We start from the raw sequence: 15,560 nt of genomic DNA, 5'->3' as shown, positions 1-15,560 counted from the left end.
GGAGGGTTGGCCTGCGCCGCCTGTCATTGCGAGGCCGCGGGCCGTGGCAATCCGTCCTCTCATGCGCGACCAACCCTGAGTTGTGATAAAGCCATTAAAAAAGCCCCGATACCGCAGTGGTACCGGGGCTTTCTGGTAAAGGAGCGTGTCTGGTTTTGACAGGACGGATTACCGCGCTGCGCTCGCAATGACAGGCGGCGCAGGCCAGCATCACGTTAAACCCCTGCCGCTGTTTCGTATCTTAACCAATATGAACAGCGCCCAGCAACTCCAGCACCTGTACTGGCGCGCCGGCTTCGGCCCGCGCCCGCAAGACGTGGCCGCCGGCCTCAGCCCACGCAAGGCGCTGCGCCAGCTGCTGCACGATTCGGAGAAGTACGAGCCCTTGGTCGGCCCCAATCTCAACTACACCGACCCGCAGGGCATGGCCATGACCGACCCGGCGTCTATTAAAAGCAACCCCGTGCCCAATGGCATGGTGACCACGCCCGACCAGCCCGCGCCCCCCGGCGCGCCCGTGCCGCCGGTGGCGGCCATGCGCCCCCGGGCGGTGTTTCGGGGCGGCACCATTGCGGCGGGGGTGCCGCGCCTGCGCCGGGCCGACCTCACGCCCGAGCAGCGCAAGATGCAGAACGAGGGCATCCGCGACGCCTTCAACAACATGAGCACGGCCTGGATGGACCGCATGGCCACCTCGCCGGCCCAGCTGCGTGAGAAAATGGTGCTGTTCTGGCACGGGCACTTTGCCTGCCGCGTGCGCCAGCCCGATGCGGCCCTGAGCCTGCACAACACCATGCGCCAGCACGCGCTGGGCAAATTCCCCGACCTGCTGCTGGCCGTGAGCCAGGAGCCGGCCATGCTGCAGTTCCTCAACAACCAGCAAAACCGCAAGGAGCACCCCAACGAAAACTTCGCCCGCGAGGTGATGGAGCTCTTCACGCTGGGCCGCGGCAACTACACCGAAAACGATGTGAAAGAAGCCGCCCGCGCCTTCACCGGCTGGGGCTACGACTACCAGGGCCGTTTCAAGTTCCGGGAACGGGAGCACGACGCGGGCACCAAAACCTTTCTGGGCAAAACCGGCAACCTGACCGGCGAAGACGTGCTGACGCACATTATGGCCCAGCCGGCGGCGGCCACGTTTTTGGTCACCAAAATCTACCGCTTCTTCGTGAACGACATGCCCAACCCAGCGCACATCGAGCCGCTGGCGGTGGCCTTCCGCCGGAGCGGCTACGACCTGGCCGATTTGATGGAGCGCCTGTTTTCGGCCGACTGGTTTTACGAGCCAGCCAACGTGGGCACCCACATCAAAAGCCCGGTGGAACTGCTGGCCGGCATTCGGCGCACCCTGAATGTGAAAGTTGACAACAGCCAGCCGCTGTTGGGCTACCAGCGGGCGCTGGGCCAGAACCTGTTTCAGCCGCCAAACGTGGCTGGCTGGCCCGGCGGCCGCAACTGGATAGATTCGTCGTCGCTGCTGCTGCGCCTGCAGCTGCCGTCCATTTTGTTCAAGAACGCCGAGTTTGCGGTGGCACTCAAGCAGGACGAAAACGACATTGCCCCCAACCTGAGCAAGGCCGAGCGCACGGTGCGCCCCGGCGCAGGCGCCCACCTGCCGCTGGCCCCGCTGCAACAGCTGCTGGGCACCACGCCCGCCGCCCAGCAACCCGAGAAGCTCAGCGCCTTTTTGCTGCAAGCCAGCATCCGGCCCGAAAACCTGCAGCTGGTGCAGCTGGCCGCGGCTCAGAAAGAACCGGCCGAAGCCCTGCGCGCCACGCTGGTGAGCTTGCTGAGCTTGCCGGAGTACCAACTGGCGTAGGCTATAAATCAGAACGTCATGCAGAGCGCAGCGAAGCATCTCGCGTGCTCAAGTAATCAAGCTCGTTGAACCAAAGGTCAGCGTAGCCAACGATTGAGTCACCATTGCAGGCGAGATGCTTCGCTGCGCTCTGCATGACGCTCCAGCTTGCCATCCCCCTCCTTCCCACCCCTTTCCCTGAAAACAAACCATGGCTACCACCCGCCGCGAATTTCTTCGCAATTCCGCCCTGGCCAGCACGCTGCTGCTGGTGCCCAAATTCCTGCACGCCCTGGACAGGGGAGAGGGCCTGGCGCGGCTGCGCGATGCCACCAGCGCCCGGCGCCTCATTGTAATGCAGCTTAGCGGCGGTAACGATGGGTTGAATACCGTTATTCCTTATAAAAACGACCTGTACTACAAGGCCCGGCCCACGCTGGGCATCAAGGAAACCGCTGGCATTCTGGCCCTGGACAAGGACTTGGGCCTGCACCCGGCCCTCACGGGGCTGAAAGGACTGTACGACCAGGGCCAGCTGGCCGTGCTGAACGCCGTGGGCTACCCCAACCCCGACCGTTCGCACTTCCGCTCGATGGATATTTGGCAATCGGGCTCGGGCTCCGACCAGGTGGTGAGCACCGGCTGGCTGGGCCGCTACCTCGACTCGAACTGCCCCGACTGCCAGCGCCCCTACAACGGCCTCGAAATCGACGACACGCTGAGTCTGGCCATGAAGGGCGCCCAGCGCAAGGGCCTGGCCCTGAAAAACGCTGATAAATTCCACCAAATCACCCAAAACCGCTTTCTCTCGAAGGTGAGCAAGGAGGCCGCGCCTGAGCACCAGGACCAAGTGGACTACCTCTACAAGACGCTGGCGGAAACCGCGTCCTCGGCCGACTACCTCTACGACAAGTCGAAGATTTATAAGTCGAGCGTCGCGTATCCGAACTCCGATTTTGGCAAGAACCTGAAAACCACCGCCGAGCTGATTAACTCCGGCGTGGAGTCGCGGGTGTACTACCTGGCTCTGAGCGGCTTCGATACCCACGTGCGGCAGCAGGAGCAGCAGCAGCGCCTGTTCACCGACCTCGGCAACGGCCTAGCCGCCCTGGCCGACGACCTGCGCCAGCACGACCAGTGGAACAACACGCTGGTGCTGGTGTTCAGCGAGTTTGGCCGGCGCGTGGGCCAGAACGCCAGCAACGGCACCGACCACGGCACGGCCAACAACCTCTTCCTGGCCGGCGGCGCCCTCCAGAAAAAAGGCGTCCTCAACGACGCCCCCGACCTCGCTAACCTCGACCAGGGCGACCTGCGCCACCAGGTCGATTTCCGCAGCATCTACGCCAGCGTGCTGCATGACTGGCTGGGCGCCGACGACACGACCATCCTCGGCACCGGCTTCGAGCGCATGCCGGGGCTGGTGTAGGAGGCGAATTGGTGAGTTGGTGGGTTGTAGCTTGCGCGCTCATCGTTTAGCTACCCATGAATCGATTCTTCAGCGCCGCCTGCCTCTTGGCAAGCCTGGCAATTGCGCCCATTTCTAGCCGGGCCCAAACCACCGAACCCACAGTAGCCTACACCGGCCCGCGCTATCCCGGTGGGCCCGATTCGCTGCGGGCCTTGGCGTACCGCAGCACTCGGCTGGTCAGCCCTGCCCCGACCGGGAAAACCATGCTTTTATTCGAGATTGGCAACGATGGCCGGCCCGTCAATTTCAAACTTGTTCCCCCGCCCGGCCCCGTCAATCCGACCTTGCTAAAGGCCGCCGGTGAGGCCACCGAATATATTCGCGAGCGAATGCTGCCTTGGCAGCTCAGCGCCCCCGACCCGAAAGCCAAGCATACCACCGAACTGGCCAAGAATGCGTTGTTATTGGATTTCAGCAATTTGCCCCTCGGCGCCCGGCCCTATAGCTACGCCGAGCAGCAGCCACGGTTTTCGGCGCTGGCCAAGGTGCTGGGCAGCCGCCAGCTTCAGTACGTCAAGCCGCCGCTCACTGACCCCGCTCAGCGTGCGGCGTACATCTCCTCCGTCAAAGGGCTCGTGCACTACACCCAAATGCAGGTGCGCTACCCCGCCGAAGCCCTGCGTCGCCAGCAGGAAGGCCAGGTGTACGTTTCGTTTGAAGTGGCGGAAAACGGAGCCATTGAGCACCCCGAAATTCTGGGCACCGCCGGCAGCGCCCTCGATGCCGAGGTGCTGCGCGTCGTGCAACAGTTGCCCGCCGCCGATGCTCCCGCCCTGTTAGATGGCCGCCCGGTGCGCGTGCATTACGCCCTGCCCATCACCTTCAAAATTCAGTAGCCCGTTACCGCCCAAACACGGCCTCGGCCAGCGCCAGTACGGCGCGGCGCGTCACCTCGGGCTGCTCCAGGTACGCGAGGTGCCCGCTGCCTTCCAGAAACAGCGCCGAGCCAATGGCCGGCAGCGCGGCCTGGCGCACGGCGTCGTCGAAATGCACGGCCACGTCGTGCTTGCCAGCCACCATCAGCACCGGGTAGGCGGCTTTGCTGAGCACGGCGGTGCGGTCGGGCCTTGCCGCCATACCCCGCAATGCGCTGGTGATGGTGCTGGCGGGCGTGGCCTTGCCTATTTCTTCGAGCAGGCCGCGGGCGTCGGTGAGCTTGTCGCGGTTAATCGGGGCGAAGAGCGGGCGCACGAACGATTCCATAAATTTGGCTACGCCGTACTTCTCCACAAAGCCGATGTTTTTTTCGCGGTTCTGGCGCTTCTCGTCGGTGTCGGCCAAGGCGGTGGAGTTGATGAAGGCCAGGCCGGCCACGCGCTGGGGCCAGCGCTCGGCCAGGGCCAGGGCCACGTAGCCGCCCATGCTGTGGCACACCAGCAGCACGGGCTCGGGGCAGCCTTTCTGGTTGAGGTAGTCGATGACGTGGCGGGCCTGCGCTTCCATCGAGAAGTCGGGCACGGGGGCCAGGTTGGTGCCGTGGCCGGGCAGGTTGGGCGTCAGCAGCCGGTATTCTTCAGGAAAGGGGCGAACAAATTCGGTCCACACCTCGCGGCTTTCGGCAAAGCCGTGGAGGAAAACGATGGTGGGCGGGATGGAGGCGGGCGTCATAGCGGCAAAAGTAGCGTCAGGCGAGGGGCTGCGCATTGTGCAACTCCTCAACGCCGCTGTGCAGCGACGAGGCCCGCACGAACAGCTGTGGCTGCAGCACCACTTGCCGGGGCGTCAGGGCCCCGCCATCAGCCTCCACCAACTCGGTGAACAGGCGGAAGGCGGCCTGGCCCATTTCCTCGCAGCGCTGGTCTACCGACGTGATGTTGGGCTCGGCCACCGAGGTCAGGGCTTCATTACTGAAGCCGGCCAGAGCCACGTCTTCGGGCACGCGCACACCCTGGCTTTTGAGTACCTGCAGGGCCCCCAATGCGGCCGAGTCGCCGGCCGAGAACACGGCATCGGGTGGGGTGGGCAGGGCCAGGAGCTGGGCCATGCTCTCGCGGCCGCTATCCACGGTGAGGCTGCTGTGGAGGATGAGGTTTTCTTCGAGTTCGAGGCCGTATTCTTGCAGGGCGTCGAGGTAGCCCTGGCGGCGGTTCTTGTAGATGTTGAGGTGCAGCGGGCCGCCCAGGTGGGCCACCCGGCGGCAGCCCTGCGCCAGCAGGTGGCAGGTGGCCTGATAGGCCCCGGCGCGGTCGTCGAGCAGCACGGCGTTCACGCCGTCGCCGGCCGGCACGCGGTCAAAAAACACCAGCGGCACCTTGTGCTTGCGCACCTTGTCGAAGTGCTGAAAATCGGTGGTAGTGCGCGATACTGACACCAAAATGCCGGCCACCTGGGCCCGCAGCAGCGTTTCGATGTTGCGCCGCTCCTGGGCCACGTCCTCGTTCGACTGGCAGATGATGACGCTGTAGCCCGCCCGGCTGGCCGCCGTTTCGATGCCGTGCACCACCGAGGCAAAAAAGCGGCCCTCGATGTAGGGCACCATCACGCCCAGCAGCTGGCTGCGGCCCTTGCGCAAGGCGGCGGCCAGGTGGTTGGGCTGATAGTTGAGCTTTTTGGCCAGCTTGAGCACGGCCTGCTTGGTGGCCGGCCCGATGCTGTGGTGGTCGCTCAGGGCCCGCGAAATAGTGGTCATGGACACGCCCAGTTCCCGGGCCAAATCGGCCATAGAAACGGGGCGGGCGGCTTCGGACGAAGCAGCGGGTTGGGGTCGACGGGCAGCCATGGGGCAATGGGGAAAATTCTGCTGTAAAGCTACTTCGATTGCGCGCCTCTTGTCATCCTAAGCGCAGCGAAGGACCTTCTCATACCAGCGCCACTTGTAAACTACTGCTAATTGTTCTGGTGTGATAAGGTCCTTCGCTGCGCTCAGGATGACAGGCGAAGCGCAACGCTGCTAAGCACAGCCATCATTTTCTTCCGGCTTTCTGCATTTCTCCCCGTATAGGTTGAAACCAAAGCCGTTCTTTCCTGACCTTTGGCGCACTAACCCAATTGCACCTTTATGAACCCTCTCGTTGACATCCGTCAGTTCGACCAAAGCCTGTGGCTGGACTTCATCAGCCGCCCCATCATCACCGACGGCAAACTGCGGCACCGCATCGAGCAAGAAGCCCTGCGCGGCGTAACCTCCAACCCTGCCATTTTCGCCAAGGCCATCGGCGACTCGGCCGACTACGACTCGGCCATCAAGGCGCTGGCCCTGCAAGGCAAAACCACCGACGAGATTTACACCAGCCTAGCCGTGGCCGACGTACAAGCCGCCTGCGACCTGTTTCGCCCGCTCTACGATGGCGAAGGTCACGGCTCCGACGGCTACGTGAGCCTCGAAGTTTCGCCGGAGCTGGTGAACGACACCGAAGGCACCATCGCCGAAGCCCTGGACCTGTGGAAGGCCGTGGACCGTCCTAACGTGATGATTAAAGTACCGGCCACGCTGGAGGGCCTGCCCGCCATCCGCCGCCTCATTTCGGAGGGCGTGAACGTGAACGTGACCCTTATTTTCGGCCTGGAGCGCTACCGCCTGGTGGCCGAGGCCTTCATCGCCGGCCTCGAAGACCGCGCCGCCGCGGGCAAGCCGCTGGCCCGCATCGACTCGGTGGCCAGCTTCTTCCTCTCGCGCATCGACGTGCTGATTGACCCCATGCTGGAGAAAATGGCGGCCGAAGGCGGCGAGAAAGGCCAGCTGGCCCAAAGCTTGGTGGGCGAAGTGGCTATTGCCAGCGCCAAGCAGGCCTACCAGATTTATAAGGAAACCTTCGCCGGCCCGCGCTGGGAAGCCCTGGCCGCCAAGGGCGCCGAAACCCAGCGCCTGCTGTGGGCCAGCACCGGCAACAAGAACCCCAAGTACGACAACTTGCGCTACGTCGACGGCCTCATCGGCCCGCACACGGTGAACACCGTGCCCGTGGAAACGCTGGACCTGTTCGGCAAGAGCGGCAAGGTGGCCACCACCATCGAAACCAACCTGGAGCACAGCAAAGACGTGCTGGCCCGCCTGCCCGAGCTCGGCCTGAACCTGGAGGAGCTGACCCAGCACCTCGAAGAAGACGGCGCCCAGAAATTCAAGGAGCCCTTCGGTAAGCTGATGCAGTCCATTGAGAAGAAGCGCGCCCTGGCCGCGGCCGAGCAGGTAGACGAAGCCAAGATGGAGCTGGGCCAGTACCAGGCCGACATCGACGCTCAAATCAAGAAATTCCAGGGCAGCAACTTCGTAGCCGGCTTCTGGGACAAGAAGGCCGACCTCTGGGTGCAGGATGAGGCCGGGCAGCAAAGCATCCGCAGCTTCATGGGCTGGCTGCGCGTGGCCGAAACGATGGTGGGCCGCGTAACCGAAATCGAGCAGTTTGTGCACGAGGTAAAGGCCGCCGGCTTCAAGCACGTGGTGGTAATGGGCATGGGCGGCAGCACCATGGCCCCCATTGTGTTTAAGTCGTCGTTCGCTATGGGCGAAAACGGCCTGCCGATGTCGGTGCTCGACACCACCGACCCCGGCACGGTGCGCGAGATTGAAGCCTCGGTGCCGTTGGCTGAGACGCTGTTCATCGTGGCCAGCAAATCGGGCACCACGGCCGAGCCGCTGGCTTTTGGCGACTATTTCTACGCCAAGGTGAAGGAAATCAAGGGCGACAAAGCCGGCGAGAACTTCGTGGCCATCACCGACCCGGGCTCCAAGTTCGTGACCGATGCCACCAACGCCAAGTACCGCCGCATCTTCCTCAACTTCCCCGAGGTTGGCGGCCGCTTCTCGGCCCTCACCTACTTCGGGCTGGTGCCGGCCGCTCTCTACGGCCTGCCCATCGGCGAAATCCTGGAGCGCGCCATCCTGATGATGCGCGCCTGCGGCGCCTACGGTGCTACCGACAAAAACCCCGGCCTGGAGCTGGGCGCCGCCCTCGGCGTGCTTGCCGAGCAGGGCCGCGACAAGCTCACGCTGGTAGTGCCTGATTCGCTGCACGACCTCGGCCTGTGGCTGGAGCAGCTGCTGGCCGAAAGCACCGGCAAGGAAGGCAAGGGCATCCTGCCCGTGGCCGGGGAGCCGCTGGGCGAGCCGAGCATCTACGGCAACGACCGGGTGTTTGTGTACGTGGGCTACAAGGACCAGGCCGATGAGGCTAACACCAGCAAGCTGCAGGCGCTGGCTGCCGCAGGTCACCCCGTCATCACCCTGCTGATGAAGGACGCCTTCGACCTCGGCCAGGAGTTCTACCGCTGGGAAGTGGCCACGGCTGTGGCCAGCGCCGTGTTCCACATCAACCCCTTCGACCAGCCCAACGTGCAGGCCGCCAAAACGGCTACCGACAAGCTGATGAAGGCCGTGGAAGCCGACGGCAAACTGCCTGAGGGCGAAAAACCTGCCGCCAGCGAGAATGGTGTAGACTACTACACCGCTGCCCACGGCGAAGGCGCCGCCGGCGTGCTCAAGGCCTTCTTCGCCCAGGCCAAGCCCGGCGACTTCATGTGCCTGCAAGCCTACCTGACCGAGACGCCCGCCGTGAGCGCCAGCCTGCTGGAGCTGCGCCAGCGCGTGCAAAAGGCCCTGCACATTGCCACAACCTCGGGCTACGGCCCGCGCTTCCTGCACAGCACCGGCCAGTACCACAAGGGCGGCCCCAACACCGGCCTGTTCGTGCAGTTCACCGACGACAACCCGCAGGACCTACCGCTGCCCGGCCGCTCCTACACCTTCGGCACCTTCAAGAATGCCCAGGCTCTGGGCGACCTGCAAGCCCTGCACGACAATGGCCGCCGCACCCTGCGCGTGAACCTCGGCAACGATGCGGAAGCCGGCTTGAAGACCATGCTGGCAGCCCTGGCGCTGTAGTCCCTGCGCCTGTTGACGTTTTAAAGAACGTCATGCTGAGCGCAGCCGAAGCAGCTCTACCGCTGAAGTAAATAATTACTCCTGCAGTAGAGCTGCTTCGGCTGCGCTCAGCATGACGTTCTTTTTTGTTTCCTTTTGCTGAATCCCTCGCTTCTTACTTCCGCCCCGGAATGCGCAAAACGGTCAGCGAATTCGGTGCCAGCGTATAGCTCACCACCGGGCCAGACACAGCAAATTTCACTTCTTGCGGCACCAGTTTCTTGGGTTCCTGCAAGCTGTTCTGAGTATTCAAATCGTCGGCCGCCATCACCAGCGCACGGCCGGTTTTGCCCAGCTTCTTGGCGCCGACCATATTCACTGCCACGGCGCGCGGAGCAGCGGAGTAGTTCACCAATTTCACCACCAGCTCGCCGGCCGCGTCGTCGGCCACGGCGCTAGCGAAGAGGTTGTCGGTGCCATTCTTGGCATTTGCAGGCAGCTGTAGGGGTAGCATCGTGGTACCCTTGTTCTGGCTGAATAGCTGCTGCACATAGTAGTTCACCGTGCCGTAGGCGTTCAAGTTGTCGAACCAAATCAGGTTGGGCGTCCACTGCCAGGCATCCACGTGGGCCAGCATGGGCGCGTAGGAAGCCATGCTCACCACGTCGGCGTTGCGCTCCAGGCCGGTCATGAAGGCGGCTTCGGAGAGGGCGCAGTCCCAGTTATTTTTGTTTTCGTTGTTGGCAATGCCTGCGCTCTGCGCTGCGTACTCGCCGGCGAATATTTTGGAGCCGGTGCGGGGGTAGTTGTCATAGCGGCCCACGTTCTGGCGGAACCACTCGGGCTTGGCATAGTAGTGCTCGTCGATGTACTCGGCATTCAGCTCGCGCATGCGCTTGGTGGCCAAATCAAAGTTGGCGCCTTCCGGCGAGGGACCAGCGCTGCTTACCAGCTGGATGTTTGGGTATTTGGCCTTCAGGGCTTTCGCAAATGGCTCGTAGCGCTCCAGGTACTGGGGCCCCCATTGCTCGTTGCCGATACCTAGCATTTTCAGGTTGAAGGGTGCGGGGTGTCCCATGGCTACGCGCCTGGCACCCCAGGGCCTGCTGGCCGGGCCGTTGGCGAATTCTACCAGGTCCAACGCGTCCTGAATGAAGGTATCAAGCGTGGGTTCAGCCGCATCGGCCGCATTGGGCCCTTTAGCGGCGCTGGCGCTAATGGGCGCCAGCTCGGCTGAGTTGTACTGGCAGGCCATGCCTACGTTCAGGATGGGCAGTGGCTCGGCGCCGATGTCCTCGGCCAACTGGAAATACTCAAAAAAGCCCAGCCCGAACGACTGATAATAGTCGGGGGTGTAGCGCCACTTAAACTCTTTGTTCCAACGGTTTATCATGGGCTGCCGAGAGGCCACGTCGCCGATAGTTTGCTTCCACTGGTAGCGGTTGTCGAGCGTCATGCCTTCCACGATGCAGCCGCCCGGGAAACGCAAGAAGCCCGGCTTCATGTCTTTGAGCAGCTGCACGAGGTCGGGCCGCAAGCCATTCTCGCGTTTTAGCCAGGTGTCTTTCGGGAAGAGGGACACCACATCAAGGTCCACAGCTCCGGCGCCGTCCAGCGTCAGCTTGAGGCGGTCGCGGGCGGCCGTGGCCGAGGGCTTCAGCACTACCGCGTACTTTTTCCACTCGCCAGTGAGGCCCGTGATTTGGCCCTGGGCTAGGGTGCGGTCGCCATCCTGCAGCGTCACGGTCAGGCCGCTCACGTTGCCGGCACCTTTGCGGGCGTAAACCGAAAATGTGTATTCCGCGCCGTCTTTCACGCCCATGCCCCGGAATCCTTCGTTCACGAAGCCGGCATCCGGCCCGGCAGTTTTGGCACTCAGCCGCAGGAAGTGGCTATTGGCGTTGCTGATGGGCCGGTCGCCCGACACCACGTAGCTTTCCAACCCCGCCGCGCCCCTGATGGCCTTCCAACCGATGAGGTGGTCGTCGTACTCAAACGACTTGTTTTTCACCAGTTCCGGGTACAGCCCGCCGTCGGCCGCGAAATTTATATCCTCGAAAAACAGCCCAAACATGTTTTTAGGCACCGGCGCAATCGGCTTGTTCACCTGCACGGTAATGGTGGCTGGCGCAGCGGTTTGGGCGCGGGCGCTGGGGTAGCCGGCAAGCAGCACACCAGCAGCGGCGAGGATGGGTTGCGAAGAGCGCATGAAATAACAGGCGTTGGTTAGTCAGGGAATAAAGAACGTCATGCTGAGCGCAGCCCGAGCTTCTCTACCCCGTGCAATAGTTAGTTGCGCGGGAGAGTTGCTTTGGCTGCCCTCAGCATGACGTTCTTTTTTTATCGCTCAAGCAAACGTAGCGCCTAGCGTCCGCCAAACGCTACCTCGTTGTAGCGCAGCTCGTTCTTGAAGGTGCGCAGCTTGGTATCGGCGTCAATCACCACAAACTCGATGCCGGCCATTTCGGCGAAGTCTTCGAGGTATTCGGCAGTCAGGTTCTGGCTGTAGCCGGTGTGGTGGGCGCCGCCGGCCAGAATCCAGGCGGCCGCGCCGGTGGCCAGGTCGGGCTGCACTTTCCAGAGCACGCGGGCTACGGGCAGCTTGGGCAGGTCGGCGGCGGGCAGCACGGCTTCCACCTCGTTCACAATCATGCGGAAGCGGTTGCCGAGGTCCACGATGGTGGCGTTCAGGGCCGGGCCAGCGGGGCAGTTGAACACCAGGCGGGCCGGGTCGGCCTTGCCGCCGATGCCCAGCGGGTGCACTTCCACGCGCACCTTGCCTTCGGCAATGCTGGGGCAGATTTCCAGCATGTGTGAGCCGAGCACCTGCTCGTTGCCGGGCTCGAAGTGGTAGGTGTAGTCTTCCATGAAGGAGTTGCCGCCGGGCAGGCCGGCGCCCATCACCTTCATGGCGCGCACCAGGGCCGACGTTTTCCAGTCGCCCTCGCCGCCGAAGCCGTAGCCCTCGGCCATGAGGCGCTGGGTGGCGATACCGGGCAGCTGGGCCATGCCGTGCAAGTCCTCGAAGGTGTCGGTGAAGCCCTTGGCACCCTTGTCCTGCAAGAATTTGCGCATCCCGGCCTCAATGCGGGCCGCTTCGCGCAGGCTGTCGCGCTGGGCGCCGCCGGCTTTCAAGTCGTCGGCCAGCTCGTACTCCTGCTCGTAGGTGCGCAGCAAGTCGTCAATCTGCGCGGCGCTCACCTCGTTCACCACGGCCACCAGGTCGCCGATGCCGTAGGTGTTCACCTCGTAGCCAAACTTGATTTCGGCTTCCACCTTGTCGCCTTCGGTCACGGCCACATAGCGCATGTTGTCGCCGAAGCGGATGAACTTGGCCGACTGCCAGTCGGCCCAGGCGCAGGCCACGCGGCTCCAGATGCTCAGGCTCTCATGCACGGCGGCGCTCTGCCAGTGGCCCACTACCACCTTGCGCTTCAAGCGCATGCGGGCTCCGATGAAGCCAAACTCCCGGTCGCCGTGCGCCGATTGGTTGGTGTTCATGAAGTCCATGTCGATGTCGGCCCACGGAATGTCGCGGTTGAACTGCGTGTGCAAATGCGCCAACGGCTTTTGCAGGATTTTCAACCCGTTTATCCACATTTTGGCGGGGGAAAACGTGTGCATCCAGGCAATCAGACCCACACAGTTTTCGGCTTGGTTGGCCTCCTGCATGAGCTGGTAAATCTCCTGCGGCGTTTTCAGAATGGGCTTGTAAACGATTTTAATAGGCAACTTGGAGCCCAGTGCCTCTGCAATTTCCTGCGAGTGGCGGGCCACTTCTTCTAGGGTTTCGGGGCCGTAGAGGTGCTGCGTGCCGGTGATGAACCAGGCTTCGTAGTGCGAAATGTCAATCATGTTTCAGGCTAAAAAGAACGTCATGCAGAGCGCAGCGAAGCATCTCGCGTGCAGCAGTAAATCAATCAAAAGAATTTAGTGGTGGCACGCGAGATGCTTCGCTGCGCTCTGCATGACGGGCCGACTACGACTGCCCGTAGTAAGAATTCGCGCCGTGCTTGCGCTCGTAGTGCTTGCGGATGAGGGCATCCTTGAGGCGCGGCACCTCCGGCCGCAACGTGCAGCTCAGGTAGGCCATGCGGGCTACCTCTTCGAGCACAGCGCTGTTGTACACCGCTTTTTCCACATTTTTTCCCCAGGTGAAGGGGGCGTGGTTGGATAGCAGCACCATTTCTACTTCGCTGGGCGAGAGGCCCCGGCGCTGGAACTCGTTCAGGATTTGCCAGCCGGTCTGGTGCTCGTAGTCGCCGGCAATCATGGCGTCGTCCATGGGCGGGGCGCACGGAATGTCTACGGTGAGGTGGTCGGCGTGGGTAGTACCCAGAATGGGAATGTCGAGCTGGGCCTGGGCCCAGGCCGTGGCATAGGTGCTGTGCGTGTGCACGATGCCGCCGATGTGCTCCCAATGGCTGTAGAGCACGGCGTGGGTCTTGGTATCCGAAGAAGGCCGCTTCTCCCCTTCCAGCACGTTATTGGCGAAGTCGAGAATGACAATGTCTTCCGGCTTCAGCAGCTCGTAGGGCACGCCGCTGGGCTTGATGGCGAACACGCGCTTTTCGCGGTCCACCACGCTGGCGTTACCGAAGGTAAAGAGCACCAGCCCGAGCTTGGGCAGTTGCATGTTGGCGTCGTAGCACGCCTGTTTCAGGGCTTGGTATTGGCTCATGCGGTGGTGATGGCGGGCGTTTCGGTTTCCATAACGGGCTCGTCGGGCTGGCCCACGGTGGCGGCCTCCACGTACTTGCCGAAGGCCTGGTACTGCGCGTAGCGGGCCGCGTAGTCGGCCACGCGGGCGGGGTTGGGCGTGTAGGTTTCGGCAAAGCCGTTGCCCATGGCCTTTTGGGCCGACAGCACGTCGGCGTGCAGGCCGGCGGCCACGGCCGCGTACATGGCCGCGCCCAGTGCCGGTGCCTGCTCCGACACCGCAATGCGGATGGGCCGGTCGAGCACGTCGGCCAGCGTCTGCATCACGAACTGCGACTTCTTGGCCACGCCGCCGATGCCGATGACTTGCTTAATGGCAATGCCTTCCTCCTCAAACCGCTCCACAATCTGCTTCGAGCCGTAGCAGATGGCCTCCACCAGCGCCCGGAACACCTGGGGGGCGCTTGTGCCCATGGTCAGGTTCATAAGGGCGCCTTTCAGGGCCTGGTTGGCATCGGGTGTGCGGCGGCCGTTCACCCAGTCCAGGGCCAGCACGTGTGACTCTTCGGGGTTGACGGCAGCGGCGGCTTCGCTGAGCTTTACCAGCAACGTGTTACTCATTTCTTCACGCAGGGCCGCCTGCAGCTCCGGCGTGAGCACCTTGGAGTGCGGCAGCACCTGTTGCAAGGGCCACTCCAGCATCTGCCGGAACCAGGCCAGCAAGTCGCCGAAGGCCGACTGCCCGGCTTCCAGTCCCAGCATGCCCGGAATCACGGAGCCATCCACCTGCCCGCAGATGCCGGCCACGAGGTGGTCGCCTACTTCAGCAAAAGGCGCTACCACGATGTCGCAGGTGCTCGTGCCCATCACCTTCACCATCGAGTAGGCTTCGATTTCGCCCGCCACCGCGCCCGCATGGGCATCGAACGAGCCCACTGCTACCACTGTATCGGTGCTCAAACCAAGGCGCTGGGCCCACTCTGCGGAAAGATGGCCGGCCACCTCATCGGCGGTGTAGGTTTCGGTGAATAATCGATTGCGTAAACCGGCCAGTTTTGGTTCGAGGTGCACCAGAAACTCCTCCGACGGCAAGCCGCCCCAGCTCTCGTGCCACATGGCCTTGTGCCCGGCGGCGCAGCGGCTGCGCTTGAAGCTGGCCAGTTCGCCGCCGGTGAGCAGCAATGTTATCCAGTCGCAGTGCTCCATCCAGGAGTGCGCGGCCTGGGCCACGGCGTCATCCTCACGCACCACGTGGGCTATTTTCGCCCAAAACCACTCCGAGGAATAGATACCGCCCTCAAACTTGGTGTAGTCCTCGCCGCCCCAGGTGCGCGCCTTGTGGTTGATTTCGGCCGCCTCGGCCAGGGCCGTGTGGTCTTTCCAAAGCACGAACTGGGCGTTGGGGTTCTCGGCAAACTCAGGTAGCAAACCCAGGGCTACGCCCTCAGCATTCACCGGGCCGGGCGTGCTGCCGGTGGTATCCACAGCCAGACCTTTTATCTGGTCGGCGGGCACGGCCTGGGCCACGCGGCGCACCACGCCTTCCAGCCCCTCGATGTAGTCGAGCGGGTGCTGGCGGAACTGGTTTTTGGCCGGGTTGCAGTACTGCAAAGTTTTCCAGCGCGTGTAAGGGTGCACAGCCTGGGCCTTTTCGGCGCCAGTGCGGGCATCGATGAGCACGGCGCGCACCGAGTCGGTGCCGTAGTCGACGCCGATGACGTAGGCGGGGGTGGTGGGTTGGTCCACGGGGGTATTGAATTAATAGTTAATTGTCATGGCGAGCGCAGCGAAGCAATCCGTCCTGTCAAAACCAGACACGTGCTTTTGCGACA

10 protein-coding genes are annotated in these 15,560 nt (G+C 63.0%); 4 read left to right on the top strand and 6 right to left on the bottom strand.

The window, feature by feature from the left end:
* Window positions 1-250 precede the first annotated feature (250 nt).
* The 3 genes from I2I01_RS16275 to I2I01_RS16265 all read left to right on the top strand — a co-directional run bounded on the left by I2I01_RS16275 (window position 251) and on the right by I2I01_RS16265 (window position 4,108).
* Window positions 251-1,822 carry a DUF1800 domain-containing protein gene (locus tag I2I01_RS16275; protein ID WP_196287518.1) on the top strand — a complete coding sequence of 524 codons (1,572 nt, stop codon included), beginning with the start codon at window positions 251-253 and terminating at the stop codon, window positions 1,820-1,822.
* A gap of 190 nt (window positions 1,823-2,012) precedes the next feature.
* On the top strand, window positions 2,013-3,230 hold the full coding sequence (locus I2I01_RS16270; protein ID WP_196287517.1) for a DUF1501 domain-containing protein: 1,218 nt from the start codon (window positions 2,013-2,015) through the stop codon (window positions 3,228-3,230).
* Window positions 3,231-3,286: 56 nt separating this feature from the next.
* Window positions 3,287-4,108, top strand: a complete 822-nt coding sequence (locus I2I01_RS16265; protein ID WP_196287516.1) for an energy transducer TonB — start codon at window positions 3,287-3,289, stop codon at window positions 4,106-4,108.
* Window positions 4,109-4,112: 4 nt separating this feature from the next.
* On the opposite strand, the gene I2I01_RS16260 is transcribed toward I2I01_RS16265, so the two are convergent.
* Entirely contained in the window at window positions 4,113-4,880 is a 768-nt protein-coding gene (locus I2I01_RS16260) for an alpha/beta fold hydrolase (protein ID WP_196287515.1), read from the bottom strand.
* Between the two features lie 16 nt (window positions 4,881-4,896).
* On the bottom strand, window positions 4,897-5,991 hold the full coding sequence (locus tag I2I01_RS16255; protein WP_196287514.1) for a LacI family DNA-binding transcriptional regulator: 1,095 nt from the start codon (window positions 5,989-5,991) through the stop codon (window positions 4,897-4,899).
* A gap of 279 nt (window positions 5,992-6,270) precedes the next feature.
* Between I2I01_RS16255 and I2I01_RS16250 the strand changes: the two genes are divergently transcribed.
* A complete protein-coding gene (locus I2I01_RS16250; protein WP_196287513.1) occupies window positions 6,271-9,090 on the top strand; it encodes a bifunctional transaldolase/phosoglucose isomerase in 2,820 nt (939 codons plus the stop codon).
* Window positions 9,091-9,244: 154 nt separating this feature from the next.
* On the opposite strand, the gene I2I01_RS16245 is transcribed toward I2I01_RS16250, so the two are convergent.
* From I2I01_RS16245 to I2I01_RS16230, 4 genes are all read right to left on the bottom strand, one after another.
* Window positions 9,245-11,278: an alpha-L-arabinofuranosidase C-terminal domain-containing protein gene (locus tag I2I01_RS16245; protein WP_196287512.1), complete on the bottom strand. Its 2,034-nt coding sequence runs from the start codon at window positions 11,276-11,278 to the stop codon at window positions 9,245-9,247.
* 155 nt (window positions 11,279-11,433) lie between these two features.
* Window positions 11,434-12,924 carry an L-arabinose isomerase gene (araA, locus tag I2I01_RS16240; RefSeq protein WP_196287511.1) on the bottom strand — a complete coding sequence of 497 codons (1,491 nt, stop codon included), beginning with the start codon at window positions 12,922-12,924 and terminating at the stop codon, window positions 11,434-11,436.
* Window positions 12,925-13,048: 124 nt separating this feature from the next.
* Complete coding sequence (locus I2I01_RS16235) at window positions 13,049-13,750, bottom strand: L-ribulose-5-phosphate 4-epimerase (protein WP_196287510.1); 702 nt, start codon at window positions 13,748-13,750, stop codon at window positions 13,049-13,051.
* Window positions 13,747-15,474 carry a ribulokinase gene (locus tag I2I01_RS16230; RefSeq protein ID WP_196287509.1) on the bottom strand — a complete coding sequence of 576 codons (1,728 nt, stop codon included), beginning with the start codon at window positions 15,472-15,474 and terminating at the stop codon, window positions 13,747-13,749. The genes I2I01_RS16235 and I2I01_RS16230 overlap by 4 nt, the downstream gene beginning before the upstream one ends.
* Window positions 15,475-15,560 lie beyond the last annotated feature (86 nt).

It is taken from the genome of Hymenobacter properus (assembly GCF_015694735.1).
Classification (GTDB): Bacteria; Bacteroidota; Bacteroidia; order Cytophagales; family Hymenobacteraceae; genus Hymenobacter; species Hymenobacter properus.
Note: the sequence above shows the minus strand (reverse complement) of the source record. Positions and strands in the feature narration are given on the sequence as shown.

Coding starts and splice junctions, on each gene's coding strand:
- I2I01_RS16275 (WP_196287518.1), top strand. CDS start 251: ATGAACAGCGCCCAGCAACTCCAGCACCTGTACTGGCGCGCCGGCTTC.
- I2I01_RS16270 (WP_196287517.1), top strand. CDS start 2,013: ATGGCTACCACCCGCCGCGAATTTCTTCGCAATTCCGCCCTGGCCAGC.
- I2I01_RS16265 (WP_196287516.1), top strand. CDS start 3,287: ATGAATCGATTCTTCAGCGCCGCCTGCCTCTTGGCAAGCCTGGCAATT.
- I2I01_RS16260 (WP_196287515.1), bottom strand. CDS start 4,880: ATGACGCCCGCCTCCATCCCGCCCACCATCGTTTTCCTCCACGGCTTT.
- I2I01_RS16255 (WP_196287514.1), bottom strand. CDS start 5,991: ATGGCTGCCCGTCGACCCCAACCCGCTGCTTCGTCCGAAGCCGCCCGC.
- I2I01_RS16250 (WP_196287513.1), top strand. CDS start 6,271: ATGAACCCTCTCGTTGACATCCGTCAGTTCGACCAAAGCCTGTGGCTG.
- I2I01_RS16245 (WP_196287512.1), bottom strand. CDS start 11,278: ATGCGCTCTTCGCAACCCATCCTCGCCGCTGCTGGTGTGCTGCTTGCC.
- araA (WP_196287511.1), bottom strand. CDS start 12,924: ATGATTGACATTTCGCACTACGAAGCCTGGTTCATCACCGGCACGCAG.
- I2I01_RS16235 (WP_196287510.1), bottom strand. CDS start 13,750: ATGAGCCAATACCAAGCCCTGAAACAGGCGTGCTACGACGCCAACATG.